This window comes from Pseudomonas sp. GW704-F2, assembly GCF_059423025.1.
Window position 1 is genome coordinate 60,482 of the sequence record NZ_JBWKXO010000002.1, and the last position, 21,210, is coordinate 81,691.

The 21,210-nt window shown below is 60.5% G+C and carries 24 protein-coding genes and 1 riboswitch; of the genes, 11 read left to right on the forward strand and 13 right to left on the reverse strand.

The genetic code is table 11. The features are described from left to right. The first annotated feature begins 10 nt into the window (after window positions 1-10). Both AC07W0_RS02035 and AC07W0_RS02040 read left to right on the forward strand, forming a co-directional pair. The gene (locus AC07W0_RS02035) at window positions 11-2,050 is read left to right on the forward strand and encodes a lipase family protein (RefSeq protein WP_102617127.1); all 2,040 of its coding nucleotides are present in this window, start codon (window positions 11-13) and stop codon (window positions 2,048-2,050) included. Continuing rightward, window positions 2,043-3,113, forward strand: coding sequence for a hypothetical protein (locus AC07W0_RS02040; protein ID WP_102617128.1), 1,071 nt, complete (start codon window positions 2,043-2,045; stop codon window positions 3,111-3,113). The genes AC07W0_RS02035 and AC07W0_RS02040 overlap by 8 nt, the downstream gene beginning before the upstream one ends. A gap of 93 nt (window positions 3,114-3,206) precedes the next feature. On the opposite strand, the gene AC07W0_RS02045 is transcribed toward AC07W0_RS02040, so the two are convergent. After that, window positions 3,207-3,839 (reverse strand): LysE family translocator, encoded by a 633-nt coding sequence (locus AC07W0_RS02045; RefSeq protein WP_017845948.1) that lies wholly within the window; start codon window positions 3,837-3,839, stop codon window positions 3,207-3,209. Between the two features lie 84 nt (window positions 3,840-3,923). Between AC07W0_RS02045 and AC07W0_RS02050 the strand changes: the two genes are divergently transcribed. The 3 genes from AC07W0_RS02050 to AC07W0_RS02060 all read left to right on the forward strand — a co-directional run bounded on the left by AC07W0_RS02050 (window position 3,924) and on the right by AC07W0_RS02060 (window position 6,763). Further along, window positions 3,924-4,889: a 2-hydroxyacid dehydrogenase gene (locus AC07W0_RS02050; RefSeq protein ID WP_017845949.1), complete on the forward strand. Its 966-nt coding sequence runs from the start codon at window positions 3,924-3,926 to the stop codon at window positions 4,887-4,889. Window positions 4,890-4,919: 30 nt separating this feature from the next. Next, the gene (locus tag AC07W0_RS02055) at window positions 4,920-5,918 is read left to right on the forward strand and encodes a methyltransferase (protein WP_046484632.1); all 999 of its coding nucleotides are present in this window, start codon (window positions 4,920-4,922) and stop codon (window positions 5,916-5,918) included. Window positions 5,919-5,968: 50 nt separating this feature from the next. After that, window positions 5,969-6,090: riboswitch (yybP-ykoY riboswitch) on the forward strand. An 88-nt stretch (window positions 6,091-6,178) separates the two neighbouring features. Beyond that, on the forward strand, window positions 6,179-6,763 hold the full coding sequence (locus AC07W0_RS02060; protein ID WP_017845951.1) for a TMEM165/GDT1 family protein: 585 nt from the start codon (window positions 6,179-6,181) through the stop codon (window positions 6,761-6,763). An 80-nt stretch (window positions 6,764-6,843) separates the two neighbouring features. Here AC07W0_RS02060 and AC07W0_RS02065 read toward each other — a convergent pair whose 3' ends face one another. From AC07W0_RS02065 to AC07W0_RS02080, 4 genes are all read right to left on the reverse strand, one after another. Continuing rightward, window positions 6,844-7,662, reverse strand: coding sequence for a M48 family metallopeptidase (locus AC07W0_RS02065; RefSeq protein ID WP_017845952.1), 819 nt, complete (start codon window positions 7,660-7,662; stop codon window positions 6,844-6,846). A 136-nt stretch (window positions 7,663-7,798) separates the two neighbouring features. Then, a complete protein-coding gene (locus AC07W0_RS02070; protein WP_017845953.1) occupies window positions 7,799-8,419 on the reverse strand; it encodes an SOS response-associated peptidase in 621 nt (206 codons plus the stop codon). 36 nt (window positions 8,420-8,455) lie between these two features. Continuing rightward, a complete protein-coding gene (locus AC07W0_RS02075) occupies window positions 8,456-8,716 on the reverse strand; it encodes a putative signal transducing protein (protein WP_017845954.1) in 261 nt (86 codons plus the stop codon). 11 nt (window positions 8,717-8,727) lie between these two features. Beyond that, the gene (locus tag AC07W0_RS02080) at window positions 8,728-8,910 is read right to left on the reverse strand and encodes a CPXCG motif-containing cysteine-rich protein (RefSeq protein WP_017845955.1); all 183 of its coding nucleotides are present in this window, start codon (window positions 8,908-8,910) and stop codon (window positions 8,728-8,730) included. Between the two features lie 133 nt (window positions 8,911-9,043). On the opposite strand from AC07W0_RS02080, the gene AC07W0_RS02085 reads away from it, so the two are divergent. After that, the gene (locus AC07W0_RS02085) at window positions 9,044-10,207 is read left to right on the forward strand and encodes a 1-acyl-sn-glycerol-3-phosphate acyltransferase (RefSeq protein WP_169850554.1); all 1,164 of its coding nucleotides are present in this window, start codon (window positions 9,044-9,046) and stop codon (window positions 10,205-10,207) included. Between the two features lie 121 nt (window positions 10,208-10,328). On the opposite strand, the gene AC07W0_RS02090 is transcribed toward AC07W0_RS02085, so the two are convergent. After that, window positions 10,329-10,586, reverse strand: a complete 258-nt coding sequence (locus tag AC07W0_RS02090) for a hypothetical protein (RefSeq protein ID WP_102617129.1) — start codon at window positions 10,584-10,586, stop codon at window positions 10,329-10,331. Between the two features lie 182 nt (window positions 10,587-10,768). Between AC07W0_RS02090 and AC07W0_RS02095 the strand changes: the two genes are divergently transcribed. Beyond that, entirely contained in the window at window positions 10,769-10,978 is a 210-nt protein-coding gene (locus tag AC07W0_RS02095) for a hypothetical protein (RefSeq protein ID WP_017845958.1), read from the forward strand. Window positions 10,979-11,033: 55 nt separating this feature from the next. Here the strand turns inward: AC07W0_RS02095 and AC07W0_RS02100 are convergent, their stop codons facing one another. After that, window positions 11,034-11,618: a YajG family lipoprotein gene (locus AC07W0_RS02100; RefSeq protein WP_017845959.1), complete on the reverse strand. Its 585-nt coding sequence runs from the start codon at window positions 11,616-11,618 to the stop codon at window positions 11,034-11,036. A gap of 193 nt (window positions 11,619-11,811) precedes the next feature. On the opposite strand from AC07W0_RS02100, the gene AC07W0_RS02105 reads away from it, so the two are divergent. Beyond that, a complete protein-coding gene (locus tag AC07W0_RS02105; protein WP_017845960.1) occupies window positions 11,812-12,045 on the forward strand; it encodes a hypothetical protein in 234 nt (77 codons plus the stop codon). A gap of 718 nt (window positions 12,046-12,763) precedes the next feature. Continuing rightward, complete coding sequence (mqo, locus tag AC07W0_RS02110; RefSeq protein WP_017845961.1) at window positions 12,764-14,272, forward strand: malate dehydrogenase (quinone); 1,509 nt, start codon at window positions 12,764-12,766, stop codon at window positions 14,270-14,272. Between the two features lie 65 nt (window positions 14,273-14,337). On the opposite strand, the gene AC07W0_RS02115 is transcribed toward mqo, so the two are convergent. The 4 genes from AC07W0_RS02115 to AC07W0_RS02130 form a co-directional block, all read right to left on the reverse strand. Then, window positions 14,338-14,625, reverse strand: a complete 288-nt coding sequence (locus AC07W0_RS02115; RefSeq protein ID WP_017845962.1) for a PA4642 family protein — start codon at window positions 14,623-14,625, stop codon at window positions 14,338-14,340. A gap of 191 nt (window positions 14,626-14,816) precedes the next feature. Then, entirely contained in the window at window positions 14,817-15,302 is a 486-nt protein-coding gene (locus tag AC07W0_RS02120) for a hypothetical protein (protein WP_017845963.1), read from the reverse strand. A 35-nt stretch (window positions 15,303-15,337) separates the two neighbouring features. Next, entirely contained in the window at window positions 15,338-15,805 is a 468-nt protein-coding gene (locus AC07W0_RS02125) for a WbuC family cupin fold metalloprotein (RefSeq protein WP_017845964.1), read from the reverse strand. 3 nt (window positions 15,806-15,808) lie between these two features. After that, a complete protein-coding gene (locus tag AC07W0_RS02130; protein ID WP_010567709.1) occupies window positions 15,809-16,366 on the reverse strand; it encodes a hypoxanthine-guanine phosphoribosyltransferase in 558 nt (185 codons plus the stop codon). 163 nt (window positions 16,367-16,529) lie between these two features. Between AC07W0_RS02130 and upp the strand changes: the two genes are divergently transcribed. Both upp and AC07W0_RS02140 read left to right on the forward strand, forming a co-directional pair. Beyond that, window positions 16,530-17,168: a uracil phosphoribosyltransferase gene (gene upp / locus AC07W0_RS02135; protein ID WP_017845966.1), complete on the forward strand. Its 639-nt coding sequence runs from the start codon at window positions 16,530-16,532 to the stop codon at window positions 17,166-17,168. 2 nt (window positions 17,169-17,170) lie between these two features. Beyond that, on the forward strand, window positions 17,171-18,445 hold the full coding sequence (locus AC07W0_RS02140) for a uracil-xanthine permease family protein (RefSeq protein WP_017845967.1): 1,275 nt from the start codon (window positions 17,171-17,173) through the stop codon (window positions 18,443-18,445). Between the two features lie 129 nt (window positions 18,446-18,574). On the opposite strand, the gene hisC is transcribed toward AC07W0_RS02140, so the two are convergent. After that, window positions 18,575-19,627: a histidinol-phosphate transaminase gene (gene hisC, locus AC07W0_RS02145; protein WP_046384673.1), complete on the reverse strand. Its 1,053-nt coding sequence runs from the start codon at window positions 19,625-19,627 to the stop codon at window positions 18,575-18,577. Between the two features lie 3 nt (window positions 19,628-19,630). Next, window positions 19,631-20,956: a histidinol dehydrogenase gene (gene hisD / locus AC07W0_RS02150; RefSeq protein ID WP_017845969.1), complete on the reverse strand. Its 1,326-nt coding sequence runs from the start codon at window positions 20,954-20,956 to the stop codon at window positions 19,631-19,633. Between the last annotated feature and the right edge of the window lie 254 nt (window positions 20,957-21,210).

Genomic DNA, 21,210 nt, shown 5'->3' on the forward strand with positions numbered 1-21,210 from the left:
AAGGACCGCTATGCACAACGATCCCATGCACCGCACGGACACACTCAACCCGAACAAGGATTTCATCGGCGGCAAACAGAAACGGCATTGGATAGAGTTCCAATTGCTGGATGAGCAGGGCGAGCCCCTGGCGAACCTGCCTTACCGTGCGGTGAATGAGGCCACTCGTGAGCGTGTTGTGCCGGAGTTTCTTGGCCGCAGCGATGCCGAGCGGGTGATTCGCGTTGAGGGCTTGCATCCGCTGCCTATCACGTTGTTGATGGAGACCAACCCTTTGGCCGATCAACTGCAAACGCGTCGTTTGCGTGCTGAGCGCGCAGAGCCGCCTCGACCGGTTATCGGGGATCGTACACCGCTGTATGGCCCGCAACGCTCAGGCTTTTCGCCGATTGAGAAGCAGGCGCTGGCTGCGGGGCGCTGTTACCACTATCTGCGAATCGGTCAATTATGTGACCAACAACCAACATTCCAGCCCCCCTTGAATGATTCGAATAAGCTACCGGCGTTTCATTTCCCGGAACGAAAGTTCAACGGCTTCACCGTCAGTGGCGATGAACTGGACCGTCGTCATGTGCTGGAAGTCTGCCCATTTCGCGCCTGGTCTCTGATGTTGCATCACCAGTCTGGGTACAGCCTGGTCAATGCCTACAACCTGGGGTTGATGAGTATTTTGGCGTATAGCACGCGGGATGAACGCGAACTGGGTTCCGTCAACGAGTTTTTCGAGCAGCAATGCCTGGATTTGTCACGCACACCTCGGGTTTGGGATAACGGCCAGGCATGGCCATGTGTGGTGGTTGATGTGCCTTTTAGTGATCGTTATTTGACGATCAAAGCCTTGGATACCGCTAAGGCAGACGTGCCGGAAGGTCATACCCAGCTGCTTTACGCTATCAGTGCATCCCAGGCGTTGGTGGCGTGGCGCGGCACTGAGATGGAAGGGCTTGCTGACCTCATCACCGATGCGACCTTTCGTCCTGTGAAACCGGAGATCGCTGCGGTTTGCGAGCCTAAGGTTCCTTGCCCTGACCTTACTGCTGTGGGCAGTGTGCACCTTGGCTTTCGCGATGCCTTTGAGGTGGCGAGAAGAGTTTTTGATACTGATTTTGGCAAGACGATTCTTGGTGGTGCTCGCGATAAAAAATTGTTCATCTGCGGCCATAGCCTGGGCGGCGCGCTTGGCCTCATCCACGCGGCCTCGCTGAAAAACCATAACCCTCTGCTCTACACCTACGGCATGCCCCGCACCTTCACCCTCCACGCCATACAGTTTTTGGGCGACCTATGGCACTTTCGCCATGTCAATGACATGGACGCCATTCCTCGCGTGCCCCCCGAGGCCGCGCTGGACAATTACCTATATGACGCCTATGGCCCTGTCGGCCTGCTCGCTGGGTTTAGTTGGTCGCTACGTCAAGCCGTCTCCAGCGCAGTATTCAAACATGAAGACCCGTTCAGCCATCACGGTGAGATCGCCATGTTTTTCCGGGCCAAGCAACACCAGCAACAGGAGATCACACCATACCCCGCTTACCGCAAACCCGATGGCACGCCCTATCGCAGCACTATCGCCTACGAACTGCCGGAAAAAACCAAGCTGTATTTGGTCCCCAGTCTGAGCGAGGACGGTGACCAGCAAGTCGAGCAGGCCACGCAGTGCCTGAACACATCGCTGAACGCCGAAAGCCGGGCCCGGTTCTTCCCTCGCTACAGCAACCCGGCGACGGGTCGAATGCCGCGTATTGGCGATCACTTCATGTCGCAATACCAACCCTATATCCATAACCAATTACTGGAATCGATTGATGCAGAGCGCGATCCGTTGCTGGAGCGACAGGTCCAACGGCGCAAGTTCGAACAACAGCTAAAGGATTACTACGGGAGCATTCACGAGGACGAACTGACCCGCAATCGCGTGTTCCTCGACTTACAGCGCCTGGTAGACCAAGCCCTGCATATCACCCAGCGAGTAGCAGGTGGCACCGAGGCGCTGCAGCGTTTTAACGCCATTGCCGACCCAAAAGCTTATTACGAGAAGACCGATGGTTAAGCCGATCAACACGCGAAAGAACAAAATCCGGTTTCTCCGCCTGCTCACTGTTGTGTGCGCGATGTTTTTTAGCCTCAGTGGATGCCGTCAGGATTACAGTCTGGCGCCGCCTGCCAACAGCGAAAAAATAACCGTCACCGTGAAACTGCCCAAGGAGCTAAAAACCGAAACTATGTGGGTGATGTACCGCTCGCCCATTTGTAAGCGTGTCGACTACGGCGCCAGCGGCCAGCGCACTGAACGGGATGGTCATCACTCGGTTTACAAGGAACTGGAGCGCCAGGGGCAGAGTGATCTCTACCAAGTAGAACTGCCGAAAGATGGCGGTGGCGCGTGCCGCTGGCATTTGGCGAATGTGACCTTTGGCGTGGTTTATGCGGATCCGACGCGTTTTGGCGAGAATGTGACTTCAGGGGGAGGGGGCGGCGTGGTTGTGATATTTGACTACAACGACTCGCCACGGGGAGGAGCTGATATCAAGGTTGAAGGCGATCTGACGATCAAGAAGGATTACTACCCTTGGGTCGATGAAGAGTTTTTGGGGCCTTACAAAAAAACTGTGGGCTTGGCCGGCGAGGGCAGCATTTACCTCAGTTACCAAGCATTACAGGCGCGGCAGGTATATTTCGAACCAGTCATACATTCCGATTTCATAGTTTATTCGGCGGGGCCAAAGGAAAAAAAGGAGGGAAACCACACCGCTTTCACCTATCCCGACGGCAATGTCGTGGCAGATGGTCAATCGACGCCAGACTTCTGGAAACTACAAAGCCTGCGCACAGGACGCGCCCCCGAGTGTTTTTCACGCTGGCGTTATGCCGATTGTCGGGACCCCCGCCCGCAGCTGTTACCCGACTGGCTCCCAGAACCGGATAAGCCCGGGTTTGGGCGCTACCTCATTGTGGACGAATGGGGAAAAAGACTGCCTTCGTATAGCTATAGGCTGGTCGGTAACAACGGTCAAATATTCGAGGAGAAGACAGATGTCGAGGGGCTTACCGACCCCTTACCGGAGAGCGCCCATCCAGTACGTGAAGTCGATTTCCCCAACAGGAGATGGTGATGCCGCCTATACAAAAATTGGCTTTCGAACCCGCTGGTTCCGCCAAGGACAAAACCATATTCCATCTTGGTGCCGGTCGTAAGAGAGTTCGACTCATTTCATACTGGTGAACGCCAGTTTTACACCGATGGCAATCAACACCGCGCCCATCGTCCGATCAAACCAATGCCCCATCCGCGCAAACCCTGCACGCACCCGCTGCTGGCTGAACAACATCGCCACCAGGCAGAACCACGCCGCCGTCGCTACCGCCAGGTACACGCCATAACCCGCCTGCACCGCCAGCGGTGTGTGCGGGTTGATCACCACGGTAAACAGCGACAGGAAGAACAACGTGGCCTTGGGGTTCAAACCGTTAGTCACAAAGCCTGCGGTAAACGCCCCGCGTGGGGTGCGTTCGCCGACTTCGCGGTGCAGTTCGCCCTCGGCGGCTGGCTTGGCCGGCTGCGCGCGCAGGGCCTTGAAGCCGATGTACAGCAGGTAGGCCGCCGCCGCCCATTTCAGTGCGTTGAACAGCACGATGGACTGGGACACGATCAAACCGATGCCGAGTAACGAGTACCCCACGTGCAGGAAAATCGCCGAGCCCACGCCCAATGCGGTCCAGGTCCCGGCGCGGCGGCCGTGGGTGACACTTTCGCGCACCACCACCGCGAAATCCGGACCGGGGCTGGCCACTGCCAGCAGGTGAATCAAGGCCACGGTCAAAAACTCGGCGACGTACATACTCACTCCATTAAGTAACGGATTATTTCATCTGATAGGCTCGGCAGATTACGCCTTCGAACCCTGTCACAAAAGGTACAGTTGATGACGAACAATCGCCGCGCCGTCTTCCTCGATCACCCATCCCTCGACCTGGGGGATCTCGATCTCAGTGAGCTGCACAACTGTTTCAGCGAGCTGCAGCTGTTTGAGCAGACCACCCCGCAGAATGTGGTCGAACGCCTGCAAGGCGCCCAGGTCGCTATCAGCAACAAGATTGCGCTCAACAGCGAAACCCTGGCCGCCTGCCCCGAACTCAAACTGATCCTGGTGTCGGCCACCGGCACCAATAACGTCGACCTTGAAGCCGCCCGCGCCCATGGTGTCACCGTCAGTAACTGCCAGGGCTACGGCACGCCGTCGGTGGCGCAGCATACGATCATGCTGCTGCTCAACCTGGCGACGCGGCTGAAGGACTATCAACGGGATGTCAGCGCGGGCAAATGGCAAGCCGCCAAGCAGTTCTGCCTGCTGGACCACCCGATCGTCGAGCTGGAGGGCAAAACCCTCGGTTTGCTCGGGCATGGCGAACTGGGCAGCGCCGTCGCACGGCTGGCCGAGGCCTTTGGCATGCGCGTCATACTCGGCGCCATTCCCGGGCGCCCTGCCCGCGCCGACCGCATGCCGCTGGATGAATTGCTGGCGCAGGTCGACGCGTTGACGCTGCACTGCCCGCTCAACGAACACACCCGCGACTTGATCGGCGCCCGCGAGCTGGCGTTGCTCAAGCCCGGCGCGTTTATCGTCAACACCGCGCGCGGTGGCCTGATCAACGAACAAGCCCTGGCCGACGCCTTGCGCAATGGCCACCTGGGCGGCGCGGCGACCGATGTGCTGAGCGTCGAACCCCCGGTGCATGGCAACCCGCTGCTGGCCGATGATATCCCGCGCTTGATCGTCACGCCCCACAACGCCTGGGGCAGTCGCGAAGCGCGGCAGCGGATTGTCGGCCAACTGGCGGAAAACGCCCGCGGCTTTTTCAGCGGCGCCCCGCTGCGCGTCGTCAGTTGATAAACTGCGCCCCTTTTCAAGGAGCAGACCATGGATCCGCGCAGTGAAGTACTGCTTCGTCAGGCCGAACTTTTTCAAGGCAACCTGCTGCTGGTGGGGTTGCCTGCCGACGATTTGCTCGGCCGCCTGCCCAACGCCCACGGCTGGTGCTGGCATGCCGGTGACCAGGCTGCGCTCGACGCACGTTTCCCCGAGCGCAGCCAGTTCGGCGTGAATGTGCCGCAGCGCACGTTTGATGCGGCAGTGATCTTCCTGCCCAAGTCCAAGGACCTCACCGACTATCTGCTCAACGCCGTGGCCGCGCGCCTGCCCGGTGCCGAGCTGTTTCTGGTGGGGGAGAAAAAAGGCGGGATCGAAAGCGCCGCCAAACAGATGATCCCCTTCGGCAAGCCGCGCAAACTCGATAATGCACGGCACTGCCAGTTGTGGCAGGTCACCGTGGCCAACGCGCCGCAAGCGGTGGAGCTGGAGAGCCTGGCGCAGGTTTTCGAAGTGCCGCTGGCCGAAGGTCCGCTGAAAGTGGTGAGCCTGCCAGGCGTGTTCAGCCATGGCCGCCTGGATCGTGGCACCGAGTTGTTGCTGGAGCATTTGGACAAACTGCCCAGCGGCCACCTGCTGGACTTCGGTTGCGGCGCCGGTGTGTTGGGCGCGGCGGTCAAACGTCGCTACCCGCACAATACGGTGACGATGCTGGATGTGGACGCCTTCGCCACCGCCAGCAGCCGCCTGACCCTGGCGGCCAACGGTCTGGAAGCCGACGTGCTGACCGCAGACGGCATCGATGCCGCGCCGATGGGCTTGAACGCGATCCTGAGCAACCCGCCGTTCCATGTCGGGGTACACACCGATTACTTCGCCACGGAGAACTTGCTGCGAAAAGCCGCGAAACACCTGGCAAAAGGCGGCGAACTCCGACTGGTTGCCAACAGCTTCCTGAAGTACCAGCCGCTGATCGAAGAGCACTTGGGCGTGTGTGCGGTCAAGGCCGAAGGCAATGGTTTTCGCATCTATCGCGCCAAGCGCAGCTGATCGACGTTTGCAAAAGAACACTTGCCGAATGGATTTTGCCTAGGCAGAATCCGCTCCGTCCTAGGGGAGTAGTCTCCCACGAGCGCCACGCTCGTCCGGCATACGTCAACATACTTGGTCAGCAGACCATGGCGTATGCGACCCAGGTGTCCGCTCAGACGGACCGGGGTTTGACAAGACCTATGACACGCACACCTTACCCGGGGCGGGAAGGCTGTACGTGTCATAGCCGTGTCGACCCGCCCCTGGAAACCTACCTGATGCTGGATTCACTGCTCGTCCCTACCGCAATCGTTGCCTTGGCCGAAATCGGCGACAAGACCCAACTGCTCGCGCTCATCCTTGCCGCGCGCTTTCGCAAACCCTGGCCGATCATCGCCGGCATCATCGCCGCGACCCTGGCGAACCATGCCGCTGCGGGTGCCGTAGGTGCCTGGTTCGGCAGTTTCTTCTCGGATGCGGTGCTGCACTGGATTCTCGCCGCGAGTTTCTGCGCCACGGCGCTGTGGACCCTGGTGCCGGACAAACTCGACGATGACGAAGCCAGCACCACGCGCAAGTTCGGGCCGTTCCTGACCACCCTGATTGCGTTCTTCCTCGCCGAAATCGGCGACAAGACGCAGATCGCCACGGTAATGCTGGCGGCGCAATACCCTGAGCTGTGGTTGGTGGTTATCGGCACCACCCTGGGCATGTTGATTGCCAACGTACCGGTGGTTCTGGCGGGGAATTTTGCCGCGGAGAAATTGCCGTTGACCTTGATTCGTCGACTGGCAGCTACGGCGTTTTTCGTCCTGGCGATCGTGGCGGTGTACAAGGCCATGCAAAGCAGTGGTTGGATCTAAGGATCCAAGCCTGCAAACCCAATCCAATGTGGGAGGGGCTTGCCCCCTTCCACATTGGGATCTTCATGAGGCTTGGATTATCAGGACTTCTTGGCCTGCTGATACAACGGCATCACCTTCGGAATCGCCGCCTGCAACGAGGCGATCCGACTGTCGGAGGCCGGGTGAGTGCTCATGAACTCCGGAGGCGCGCCTTCCGAAGCCTTGGCCATCTTGTTCCACAACGTGATGGCCGCGTTCGGGTTGTAACCGGCGCGGGCCGCCAGCTCCAGGCCGATCAGGTCCGCTTCGTTTTCATTGCTGCGGCTGTTGGGCAAGGTCATGCCGTAGTTGGCCACGGTATCGGCCAGCGCCATGCTGTCCTGGCCGAGACCAAGCAACGCGCCGGCGCCCTGCTTGGCCATCTCGATGCCGTAGGCCTTGGACATGGCTTCACGGCCATGTTCGCGCAAGGCGTGGGCGATTTCATGGCCCATCACCGCCGCCAGTTCGTCATCGCTGAGCTTGAGGTTATCGATCAGCCCGCTGTACACGAAGATCTTGCCGCCCGGCCCGCAGTTGGCGTTCATCTCATCGCTCTTGATCAGGTTCACTTCCCACTTCCACTGCGCCGCATCCGGACGGAAGGTCGGCGCCTGGGCGATCAGGCGGTTGGCGATGGCCTGCACGCGCTTGGCGTTGGCGCTGGTCTTGTCCACCAGGCCTTTGCCGCTGGCTTCACCCAGGGTCTGCTGGTAGGACTGCGCATACATCTGGTCGACTTCCTGGCTCGACAGCATGCTGAACATGTACTGCTTGCGCTCCACCCCAACGGCACCGCCGCTGGTGGTGTTGACGGACTGACACCCGGCCAGCAGCACTGCTGCCGCCAATACACTTACGGCCAATGATTTCTTCATCAACACACTCTCCCTGAAAAGACGCCCTGAAAACATGGCGCGTATCCTAGGCGGTGATTTGTATCGACGCCAGATACATCAGACGTGCAGACGCTAAATTTCGGATACATCCCACAACGGTGGCGGATTTTCTGGCTCAAGCCGGAGTCAGGCACTCCGGCCCATTCAGCTTGGGATCGTTGACCATATTGGCCAGCACCCGTTCACGCAAGGCGACCGGCTCGCTGGCCAACAGCCCCTGCAACACCGGCAGCGGCGTCTCGGGGTTCAGCCAGGCGTCCTGCCCCGCCGCATCCAGAATCAACGGCCGCCGCTGACTCTGCGCCGCCTGGGTCACCACCGCGGTGCTCAGCCACACTTGCTCCTGCACCGGATACGCTTCCCAGATGGCCGCAAAAAACAGCGTCGAACCTTCCCCTGGCGTCAACCAGTACGGCCGCTTGCGCTGGGTGCCGCGCCATTCGTAGAACCCGTTGGCCGGCAACAGGCAGCGACGCTGGCGAAACGCTTCGCGGAACATCGGTTGCTCAGCCAGGGTTTCGGCGCGGGCATGCGCCGGGGTACGGGAAAGGTCCGTCAGCCACGGCGGTGTCAGGCCCCAGCGGGCGCGGGCCAGGGTGCGCTGGCCGTCGGTGGCGCGCTGGATCAGCACCGAATCATTGGGAGAAATATTCCACTGGGCCTGCTGATCCGCCGGAAAGCCCGGCAAGGCAGCAAACGTGGGGTTCCAGCGAAACAGGGCATAACGTCCACACATGGGGCAACACGACTCTTGGGTAAACCGACCGACAGCCTAACAGACCAACACGTCAGGGAAGCTGTCGGGTTCATCGCCGGGCAACGGTTGCGCACCGTTATACGCGGTGATCAGCTCGCGCGCGCAGGCTGCCTGGTCGTTGTCCACCTCTAGCCCCAGCAGCCCGAAAATCGGCAACTCGCCGCTACCGCCGAGCAAGTGGCGCCCCACCAAATGCGCCTCGATCCCTTCGCTGGCGAGCATCTGCTGCAGCAGCTCGCCTTCCATCAGGTTTTCCGGTTCGTAGATTCGCTGCATGGGCGTACCTGTTATTCGTTTTCGCTGCGAGTTTCGAGCATCCACTCTTCACCATGGACCTGCAGGTTGAAAATGATCGGTCGGCAACATACCTGACAGTCTTCTATATAGGTCTGGTCGCCGCCGGATAAATCCACGGTTGTCTCCACCACTTCACCACAATAAGGACAATCGTACAGCGCAGTTTCCAGCATCGCAGTCTCCCAAGTGACTTGTGCGTATAATCGCCGGTCTATTTACAGGGTTATATTTCGGCCGAGCCCATTACTCGGGCCGCACCCTGGTATTTCCTCTACTTACCCTAGCCGTTTCTAACAAGAGAGCATGATGGGCGAATTCGATACCATCCGACCTTACAACGACAGCGAAGTCCCGGCAGTGCTGGAGCGGCTGTTCAGTGACAAGGCCTTTCTGGACATCCTGACCCACTTCCGCTTCCCGCGCTTTGCCGGCGCGCTGGGCTGGCTGCTCAAACCAATGATCGCCCGCAAACTGCGCCGTGAATTCGCCGGCGTCACCACCGTGGCCACGCTGCAGGACAAAGTCGAGTATTACGTCGACCACACCATTGATCGAGCGACCGACGGCGTGACCTATACCGGCGTGGAACAGCTCAAATCGGGCACCGCCTACGTCTTTTTGGCCAACCATCGCGATATCGTGATGGACCCGGCCTTCGTCAACTACGCCGTGTACCACGCCGGCCTGCCGACACCGCGTATCGCCATCGGCGACAACCTGCTGCAAAAGCCGTTTGTCAGCGACCTGATGCGCCTGAACAAGAGCTTCATCGTGCACCGCTCGATCACCGGGCGAAAGGAAAAAATGGCGGCTTACCAGTTGCTGTCGGCCTACATCAACCATTCGATCCGCCACGACTGCCAGTCGATCTGGATCGCCCAGGCCGAAGGCCGCGCCAAGGATGGGGATGACCGCACCGAATCGGCGATCCTCAAGATGTTCCACGTCAGCCGCAAGGACGAGCCGTTCGCCGAGGTGATCCAGTCGCTGAACCTGACGCCCGTGTCCATCAGCTACGAATACGACCCATGCGACTTGGCCAAGGCTCGCGAGCTGTACATCCGCGCCACCACCGGCACCTACACCAAGGCACCGGGTGAAGACGATGTGAGCATTGCCCTGGGCATTACCGGCTACAAGGGCCGGGTGCATGTGAACTTTGCGCCGCCGATCACCGAGCGCTTCGAAGACACCAAGCTGCTCGCCGTGGAAATGGACCGGCAGATTCTCGGAGGTTATCGCCTGTTCCCGGTTCACTACCTGGCCTACGCCCAGTGGAGTGACGCCGACCCGCAACTGCAGGTACCCAAGGCAGCGGATATCTTCCCGGCCGACGAGTTGGCCAAGGCCAAGGCAGAGTGGGAGCGCCGCTTGAGCGAGTGCCCGGTCGAACACCGGCCGTTCCTGGTGGTGCAATATGCAACGCCAGTGCGCAATCAATATCGGGTCAAGGCGGGAATCCCGCTGTAATACACCTGGCCAAACCTGTGGGAGCGGGCTTGCCTGCGATGCGGTGGTTCAGTCACAGCGGTACCGACTGTAACTCCGTTGTCGCGAGCAAGCCCGCTCCCACAGTCGTTTCAGGGTGCAACTAAAAACGCGTGCTGATCCATGAAACCAGCAGCGCCAGCCCCAGGCAGGCGAAACCAACACGATAAGCCAGGCGATGCGCCCGTTCGGTGCGTACATCCAGAAACAGCATGGGTTGGTCGATGGCGCGCTCTTCGCTTTGCGCGGCGAGCCTGGCCATGGCGCGCTGTTCCTTCAAACGGGTAATGAATAGCAGTGCAGCCCCAGAGCAGGCCACTGATAGAGCAACAACATTGATCAGCAGTCCGGGCAGCGCCATCACACACCTCGTTGAAACAGTGCTTTGGTATCCATTCAGATACAAACCTGAACGGTAGTCGCCTCCTGCGCCTAAAAGCTCCTTCCCCCATTGACGGCTAATGTATCGAGTAATTTACAGCGTCACCTGAACGTCACCTTAACCGTTCACTCTGTGGCCCTTCGAACGCTCGGGAGCTTGTCATGTTGCACGCGCAAAACCAGGATCGACTGTATTTGATAGCCCCAAGCGATGAGCAAGAGGCGCTGATCGGCGGCCTCGCGTTCAACGTCCAGGACCGCCACTGGCTGGTGTATTGCGCCCTTGGCGGGCACCAGCATGCGGACCTGCCGGAGACGGACCTGCTGACCGGGATAAGCCTGCTCGACTTCGGTATCGACACCGCGGCATGAAACGGCGGGCACAAAAAAGCCGGGCTCAGCGCTGAGCCCGGCTTGTTATTGAGCGTTATTGCGAGCTGAGCAACTGGCCGATGCTCGGGTCCTTGAACAGACGGGTCAGGGCGTCGCTCAGGACGTCGCTGACCAGCTTGGTGTTGGTCTCCTGGTTAGGCGACATACCGAAGCGCTGGTTGAGGGACGCGCCATAACGGCCGCTGTAGCGACGGGTGCCGGCGCTCACGTCGGACCTGAACGTCGCGCCGATAGTGGCCTCAGTCACGTACAGGCCGTCTTTGGGCGACTGGTATTTCAGCTCGGCCAGGGTGATGGTCAACTGCGGCGCGCCCGGCGAGTTGGCCGGGGTAAAGCCGAGCAACCGCACCGCTGCTTCAGCCTGGGCTTGCAGTTTGGGGAGCACATCGGCACCGCTCACCGACACCAGCGCGGTCTCCGGATACAGGCCACCACGGGAGCCCAGGGTCGGCGAAGGACGACCATCCACCACACGCACCGACACCGGCTGACCGTGACCCACCGGGGCCAACTGCGTGGTGAGCTTCGGTTGCGGGCTGAGTTGTTGCGGGCTATTGGCGCAGCCAACCAGGGTCAAACTGGTCACAGTGATCAAACCGAACAACAGGCGTTGCAACATGCTCTTCTCTCCAGAAATCGAGTACCGACAGGCCGGCAGTATAGCGGGCGGCCCTCGCCGGGAACTAGCGTCAGTTACAACCTAAGACCCGCAGGCATTGTAGGGGTTCGATGTCACCGATATGTCACAGCCGATACATGGGCCCGTCATCCCCGGCAGGCATGCTTGGCCTCAATCTCAGGAGGCTGACTTCATGCATTTTCTCTGGTCGCTGTTTACCCGCAAGCCCGCCCTTCGCCAATTTGCCCTGCTCGATGTGCAAGGTCGCTGCCAGGCTTTCAAAGAGTGCAGCCAGCCTCCGGTCGGTGATGGCTGGGTGGAAATCGAAGAAATCCGCTTGAGCTGGATGCACCGCCCGCTGCCCGCCAGCGCGCGTATCAGCCCACGCGCGACGCAGTCGCCGCATCACCAGCCGTTGGCCGCCTGACCGAACGCCTAATAAAAGTCATAAAACACGCCCATTTCCTTGGCGTTCTTCGCTACAATCTCCCCCCGATTATAAGGACGTCTCCTGATCGGGCCTCGCAACATCGTTAATGCTTCGGTATTAGCCCCCCCAGATCGCCCACAGAGAGCCGCCCACACAGATCGTGTGAAGCTGGCGCGCTTGCTGTTTTCTTTGCAAACCACCCGCCTTTACCGAATCTGCCAGAGCTGCCATTGCGCTCGGCCACTTGAGTTGTTTGCCCGTTTTGCCGCATGCCGGCAAGGTTTTCCGGGCCAGGTGCCAGGCTGGGGCAGCCCTTTTTTGAGGTTCACGTCTTCAAAAGAGCGTGAAAAAACGGGTTTTCACAACTTCACAAGAGTGTGGCGAGCAAATGAATAGTTTGGCGTTTGTACAAGCACCATCAGCGTCTGGAACAGCCCAATCACACAGGACCGAGTGCTCCGGGGCTTGAGCCTGTCCGCTACGGATTGATTGCACGGATCGCACGCTTTGACCATAAGTCGAATTGCCACGGCAGCCCATGAATGCGTTCATAGGCGGATTAGCCCGGCAGGAAGCGTGCGCTGAACTTGCAAAGAATTGCGAATCGGACATGGCGATCCTGGCCATGGGTAACCTGGGGCAACACGTGAACCGCCCCGTCACTCCTGGCAGCCATGCCGTCAATTTGGTGCTGCAGATTTTGGAGACGCGTTAAATGGCGCATAACGAAGCAGTCGACGTAGTACTGGTAGGGGCCGGCATCATGAGTGCCACCCTGGCCGTACTGCTCAAAGAGCTCGACCCCGGCCTCAAGCTGGAAGTCGTTGAGCTGATGGACTCGGGAGCCGCGGAGAGTTCAAACCCGTGGAACAACGCCGGTACCGGTCACGCCGGGCTGTGTGAGCTGAATTACACACCCCAGGCCGCCGATGGTTCCATCGACATCAAGAAAGCTGTCCACATCAACACCCAGTTCGAGGTGTCGAAGCAGTTCTGGGCGTACCTGACCAAAAAAGGCACCTTTGGTTCGTCCAAGTCCTTTATCACCCCGGTGCCGCACCTGAGCTTCGTGCAGGGCGACAAAGGCGTAGCCTTCCTCAGGAAGCGCTTTGAAACCCTCAGCCAGCATCATGCATTTTCGGATATGCGCTATACCGAAGACCGCAATGAGATGGTCGAGTGGATACCGCTGATGATGCCAGGCCGCCCGCTCGACGAAAAAATCGCCGCGACCCGTGTGCAGAACGGCACCGACGTCAACTTCGGCGCCCTGACCAACCAGTTGCTGAACCACCTGACCAGCGCGCCCGATGCCCAGGTCAAGTACAGCAAACGCGTGACCGGCCTCAAGCGCAATGGCGCGGGCTGGACCGTGAGCATCAAGGACGTCAACAGCGGCAACAGCCGCGACGTGGACGCCAAGTTCGTGTTCCTCGGCGCCGGTGGCGCGGCCCTGCCGCTGCTGCAAGCCTCGGGCATCGAAGAAAGCAAAGGTTTCGGCGGTTTCCCGGTCAGTGGCCAGTGGCTGCGTTGCGACAACCCGGAAGTGGTCAAGCACCACCAGGCCAAGGTCTACAGCCAGGCCGCCGTGGGTTCGCCACCGATGTCCGTGCCGCACCTGGACACCCGCGTGGTCGACGGCAAGACGTCCCTGCTGTTCGGGCCTTACGCCGGTTTCACCACCAAATTCCTCAAGCACGGCTCGTTCCTTGACCTGCCGTTGTCGGTGCGCGCCGGCAACATCGGCCCGATGCTGGCCGTGGCCCGGGACAACATGGACCTGACCAAGTACCTGGTCAGCGAAGTGATGCAGTCCATGGAACAGCGCCTGGAATCCCTGCGCCGCTTCTACCCGCAAGCCAAAGCCGAAGACTGGCGCCTGGAAGTGGCCGGCCAACGGGTGCAGATCATCAAGAAAGACCCGAAAAAAGGCGGCGTGCTGCAATTCGGCACCGAGCTGGTCGCGGCCAAAGACGGCTCGCTGGCGGCGCTGCTGGGCGCGTCCCCGGGCGCTTCGGTGACGGTGTCGATCATGCTCGAACTGATCGAACGCTGCTTCCCGACCAAGGCTGCGGGCGAGTGGGCAGCCAAACTGCACGAGATCTTCCCGGCCCGTGAAAAGGTCCTGGAGACCGATGCCGAGCTGTACCGCAAGATCAACGCGCAGAACAACATCAGCCTGGAACTGGTTGAGCAAAACAACGAAGCCCAAAGCTACGCTTAAGGCCACTCGAAATAAAAAAAGCCCCGCTTCTCGATATGAGCCGCGGGGCTTTTTTTCGCCTGCGATCAGCCGCGTGCGTTATCGATCAATTCAATGTACTCGGCGGCGTTGCGCTGGTCCTTGATCAGGTCGACGAAGGTCTGGCCATGCTCGTCCTTGCCATCGAGGTCCAGGCCGGCGGCCTTGAAGAAGCCCAGGAAGCGCTCGAAGTCGTCGATACGCAGGCCACGATAGGCCTTGATCAGTTTGTGCAGGGAGGGTGAAGTCGCGTCGACGGGTTCGAAGTCCAGGAACAACTTGATCTGATCGTCGCCGATCTCGTCACCAATCACCTGTTTCTTATCTTTACGCATTACCGACTCCAGCCTGCGGACATTTACATGGGGTTTGAAGTCTACCTGCGAGGCGCGGGCGGCGAAAGCGCTGAGAACCACTGTGGGAGAGGGCTTGCTCCCGATTGCGCTGGATCAGTCAATTAGCTGTCGACTGACACACCGTCATCGGGAGCAAGCACCCTCCCACATTGGGTTCGTCAGGGTGCTGGCTACTTGGTGCGTACCACGCCGGTATGCAGATCCGCCCAGATATGCCCGTTGGCATAACTGAGGAACTGCACATACACCGTGTCATTGCGCAGCAGGTCGACGATCACGCGGTATTGGGTCGCGGGGTAGGACAAGGTCAGGGTCTTGGTCTTGTCATCGAACACCGGCTTTTTCAGGCTTTTGCTTTCGGCGTCGAAATTGACGATCACCTGGGCGATGCTTGCGCCTTTGTTCAAGGACTTGCCCTTGAGGCGAATCATCACCGGCGACGTCACCGGGATCGGCTGCTGCGTGGATTGGCGCTGATTACCGACCACCACGGCATACTCGGTGACTTGCAACAGTTGCTGCTGATCGGGCGCTTCGGCGCGCAGGGCCAGGTCGTCGGGCGGCAGGAATTGGCTGTGCATCGGCGCCGGGGCGGCGGCCAGCGGCAAGCTGAGGGTCAGCGCCAGGGCGGCGCAGGTGCGAATCAACAGGCTCATGGGCCGCTCCGGGAAAGATGGCCCAGCACTGTAGCTCAATCGAACTGGGCAAGCATCCAGCGTTGATACTCGGCCACATCGGCATCGCCTTCGCGAGGTGCCCAGTCGGCCAATTCACCCTCGCCCACCGGTCGGTACGGCCCGGCCTTGCACTCGAACATCACCGTGTCAGGCGCCAGCACCACCAAACCGTGGAATACCCCCGGCGGCAGATCGATGCCCGAACACTCGCCGCCCGCCTGCATCACGCGCTTGGCGATCACTTCACCGCTGTCGCTGAACAACAGCACCCCCAGGCGCCCCTGGAGTACCAGCAGGGTTTCCGCCTTGTCCGCACTCAGATGCCGATGAGGCGGCACGTAGGTGCTGGGTTGCAAGCCCACGGCCAGGCGATGGCAGGGCTCTTCCATCTCGTGGAAGTTGTGGTGGTGCCGGCCACGGGGGCTGGCGGCCGCCTTCTCGGCCAATTCAGCAAACAGCGTCTGATCAAGAAAGCGGGCCATGCATTACATCCCTTTAACGGCGTAAATCCCATTGGCGTTGCGCCAGTAACCTTTGTAGTCCATGCCGTAACCGAAGATGTAGCGGTCGATGCACGGCAGGCCGACGAAATCGGCCTTCATTTCGGGGCGCGCCTTGCGGTCGTGGTCTTTGTCGATCAACACGGCGGTATGGACTTTGCGCGCGCCGGCGTGTTTGCAGAAGTCGATGATCGCGCCCAGGGTGTGCCCTTCATCGAGGATGTCGTCGATGATCAGCACGTCGCGGTCGATGAACGAGACTTCCGGCTTGGCTTTCCAGAACAGGTCGCCGCCGCTGGTTTCGTTGCGATAACGTGTAGCGTGCAGGTAGGACGCTTCCAGCGGGAAGTGCAGATGGGTCAGCAATTTGCCGGCGAAGATCAGACCACCGTTCATCACGCAGAAGACCACCGGGTTGGTGTCGGCCATTTCGCGGGTGATCTGTGCGCCGACCTTGGCGATCGCCTCTTCGACTTGCGCTTCGGTGTACAGGCAGTCAGCCTCGCGCATGATTTGACGGATATGCTCGAGATCAGCGGACATGGCGCTCTCCAGGGGGTGCTGTGGCAAGAAAAGCGGGCAAAGGTACGCATGTGAGGCGCAACGTTCAAGCCTTAATGGACTAACGTGCTAGATGTCTATAGGACAACACCCTCGGATAGATTAATCTAGGCCGGTTTTTTTGCCCGCCGCCGGAGCCTTTCCCATGCCCACTCGCGAGATCCGCCATCCGCTGATCCGACACAAGCTCGGCCTTATGCGCCGCGCCGACATTAGCACGAAGAACTTCCGTGAGCTTGCTCAGGAAGTCGGAGCGTTGCTCACCTACGAAGCCACCAAAGACCTGCCCCTGGAAAGCTACGAGATCCCCGGTTGGGCCGGCCCCGTCCAGGTCGAGAAGATCGCCGGCAAGAAAATCACCGTGGTGCCGATCCTGCGCGCCGGCATCGGCATGCTCGAAGGCGTCCTCAGCCTGATCCCCGGCGCCAAGGTCAGCGCCGTGGGCGTGGCTCGCAATGAAGAAACGTTGCAGGCCCACACCTACCTGGAAAAACTCGTACCGGAAATCAACGAGCGTCTGGCGATGATCATCGACCCGATGCTCGCCACCGGCAGTTCCATGGTTGCCACCATCGACCTGCTGAAGAGGGCCGGTTGCAAGGATATCCGCGCCATGGTGCTGGTCGCCGCGCCCGAAGGCATCGCCGCCGTCGAGAAGGCCCACCCGGACGTGCAGATCTACACCGCGTCCATCGATGAGCGCCTGAATGAAAACGGCTACATCATCCCAGGCCTGGGCGACGCCGGTGACAAGATCTTCGGTACCAAGCAGAAGGACGCGTGAGCATGCAGGATGAATTCAACGACCCGCTTTGGCGCCAGATCCTGTCTGGCGCACAAATGCTCTTTGTGGCATTTGGCGCGTTGGTGTTGATGCCGCTGATCACAGGTCTTGATCCAAACGTCGCCCTGTTCACCGCTGGTCTGGGCACGTTGCTGTTCCAACTGGTGACCGGGCGGCAGGTGCCGGTGTTTCTGGCGTCGAGCTTTGCCTTTATCACCCCGATCATTCTCGCCAAGGGCCAGTTTGGCCTGGCGGCGACCATGGGCGGGGTGATGGCGGCCGGTTTCGTTTATACCTTCATGGGGTTGGCGGTGAAGATCAAGGGCACCGGTTTCATCGACCGGCTGCTGCCGCCGGTGGTGATCGGGCCGGTGATCATTTCCATCGGCCTGGCCATGGCGCCGATTGCCGCCAACATGGCGATGGGTAAATCCGGCGATGGCGCCGAGCTGATCCATTACCAGACGGCGATGCTGATCTCGATGCCGGCGCTGCTGACCACCCTGATCGTGGCCGTGTTCGGCAAGGGCATTTTCCGCCTGGTGCCGATCATCTCTGGCGTACTGGTGGGCTTTGCCATGGCGTTCTACTTCGGCGTGGTCGATACGGCCAAAATTGCCGCCGCACCGTGGTTCGCCCTGCCCCACTTCACCGCGCCGGAGTTCAACTGGCAGGCGATTCTGTTTATCGTCCCAGTGGCCCTGGCCCCGGCGATCGAGCATATCGGCGGTGTGATTGCAGTGGGCAGCGTGACCGGTCGCGACTACCTGAAGAAGCCCGGCCTGCACCGCACCCTGCTGGGTGACGGGATTGCCACCACGGCCGCCGGCCTGTTTGGCGGCCCGCCGAACACTACCTACGCCGAAGTGACCGGCGCAGTGATGCTGACCAAGAACTACAACCCGAAGATCATGACCTGGGCGGCAATCTTTGCCATCAGCCTGGCGTTTATCGGCAAGTTCGGCGCACTGCTGCAGAGCATTCCAGTGCCGGTGATGGGCGGGATTCTGTGCCTGCTGTTCGGCTCGATCGCCGCCGTGGGCATGAACACGCTGATCCGCCACAAGATCGACCTGGGCGAAGCCCGCAATCTGGTGATTGTCTCGGTGACGCTGGTGTTCGGGATTGGCGGTGTGCTGATCGGCACCGGCACCGGGCCGGACGATTTCGGCCTGAAGGGCATCGCCCTGTGTGCGGTGGTAGCGATTGGCTTGAACCTGCTGCTGCCAGGCAATGATGGCTGGAAGCACAAGAAGCCGGATGAGCCGTTGATCTAACCAGCACTGCAAAACTGAATGTGGGAGGGGGCTTGCCCCCGATGACGGAGTGCCAGTCGACATCTAATCGACTGATCTGCCGCTATCGGGGGCAAGCCCCCTCCCACATTGTTAGATCTTCAGTGTGACTTAGAGCTCGCCTAGGCCATCGATCAGCGCCTGGTTCTGCTCCGGCGTACCGATGCTGATCCGCAGGAACTGATCAATCCGCGCCTGCTTGAAGTGCCGCACGATCACGCCCTGCTCACGCAACTTGGCCGCCAGGCCGGCGGCGTCGTGCCGTGGGTGGCGGGCGAAGATGAAGTTCGCAGCCGATGGCAACACTTCAAAGCCCTTGCCTTCCAATTGCGCGACCACCTTGTTGCGGCTGTCGATCACCCACCGGCATGTCTTCTCGAAGTACTCGCGGTCGTCGAACGCCGCCGCTGCGCCGACAATCGCCAGGCGATCGAGCGGATAGGAGTTGAAGCTGTTCTTGACCCGCTCCAGCGCCTCGATCAGGTCCGGGTGGCCCACGGCCAGGCCCACGCGCAAACCGGCCAGTGAGCGCGATTTGGACAAGGTCTGAGTGACCAGCAGGTTCGGGTAGCGATCCACCAGGCTGATGGCGGTTTCGCCACCGAAGTCGACGTAGGCTTCATCCACCACCACCACCGAATCCGGGCTGGCCTTGAGTATCTGCTCCACCGCGTCCAGGGCCAGCACGCAGCCGGTCGGTGCGTTCGGGTTGGGGAAGATGATCCCGCCGTTCGGCCTGGCGTAGTCCGCCGCGCGGATCTGGAACTGCTCATCCAGCGGCACCGCGTCGAATTTGATGCCATAGAGGCCGCAGTACACCGGATAGAAGCTGTAGCTGATATCCGGGAACAGCAGCGGCAAGTCGTGCTGGAACAGCGCGTGGAAGATGTGTGCCAGGACTTCGTCGGAACCGTTGCCGAGGAACACTTTGCCGGCGTCGATCCCGTAATAGCGGGCCACGGCCTGCTTGAGCAGGTCGCTGTTGGGGTCCGGGTACAGGCGCAGATTGTCGCTCAACTCGACCTGCATGGCCGCCAGCGCCTTGGGCGACGGGCCGTAGGGGTTTTCGTTGGTGTTGAGCTTGACCAGCTTGGTCAACTTGGGCTGTTCACCGGGTACGTAAGGCACCAGCTCCTTGACGAAGGGGCTCCAGAATTTGCTCATGTCTCAGTTCCCCTTATTGTCTTCAAGGATGCGGTATTCGGCGCTCCGGGCGTGGGCGCTCAAGGATTCGCCACGGGCCAGTACCGAGGCGGTCTTGCCCAACTCGGAAGCACCTTGTGGCGAGCAGAAGATGATCGACGAACGCTTCTGGAAGTCATACACCCCCAGCGGCGACGAGAAGCGCGCGGTGCCGGAGGTCGGCAACACGTGGTTGGGGCCCGCGCAATAGTCGCCCAGGGCTTCGCTGGTGTGACGGCCCATGAAGATCGCGCCCGCGTGACGAATCGACGGCAGCCAGGCCTGTGGGTCGGCCACGGACAATTCCAGGTGTTCCGGCGCGATGCGGTTGGCCACTTCGATGGCCTGCTCCATGTCGCGCACCAGGATCAGCGCACCACGGCCGTTGATCGACTTCTCGATGATCTCGGCGCGGTCCATGGTCGGCAGCAGCTTGTTGATGCTGGCGGCGACTTTGTCGAGGAACTCGGCATCTGGGCTGACCAGAATCGCCTGGGCGTCTTCGTCGTGCTCGGCCTGGGAAAACAGGTCCATGGCGATCCAGTCCGGGTCGGTCTGGCCATCACACACCACGAGGATTTCCGAAGGACCGGCGATCATGTCGATACCGACCTGGCCAAATACATGGCGCTTGGCGGTGGCGACATAGATGTTGCCGGGGCCGACCACCTTGTCGACCATCGGCACGCTTTCGGTGCCGTAGGCCAACGCCGCGACAGCCTGGGCGCCGCCGATGGTGAACACGCGGTCGACACCGGCGATGCAGGCGGCCGCGAGGACCAGCTCGTTGATCTCACCGCGCGGGGTCGGCACCACCATGACCACTTCGGTCACACCGGCCACCTTGGCGGGAATCGCGTTCATCAATACCGACGACGGGTACGAGGCTTTACCGCCCGGCACGTACAGGCCGGCGCGGTCCAGCGGCGTGACCTTCTGGCCCAATACGGTGCCGTCGGCCTCGGTGTAGCTCCAGGAATCCTGTTTCTGTTTTTCGTGGTAGCTGCGCACCCGCGCCGCCGCGAGTTCCAGGGCTTCGCGCTGCGGCGCGGTGATGCGCGTCAGGGCCAGCTCCAAGCGTTCGCGGGGCAGGATCAGGTCCGACATGGACTTGACGTCCAGGCCGTCGAACTGGCGGGTGAAATCCACCAGCGCGGCGTCACCGCGCTCGCGCACGGCCTTGATGATATCGAGCACCCGCTGGTTGACCGAGTCGTCGGACACGCTTTCCCAACTCAGCAGATGATCCAGATGATGGGCGAAATCCGGGTCGGCAGCGTTGAGTCGGGCAATTGCAGTGGACGTGGTCATAGCGAGGGCCTCATAGGATTGGCAAAAACTCAGGCGCCCGAAGGTGCGCTGACGTTCAATAACGAATCGCGTTGGTGCTGTGGCCGTGCCAGGCAAGGCGCGGGACGCCGGTAAGGGTAGTTTCCTTACCAAGTCCCGCAACGCGGCATGGCGCGGCCACAGTACCAACCCGTAGGGCCTTGCCTCAAAAGGCAGGCGGCTACGTGTCGCTAGGTATTGAAAAAAAATCTTCTACTCACATAACTTGCCTTTTG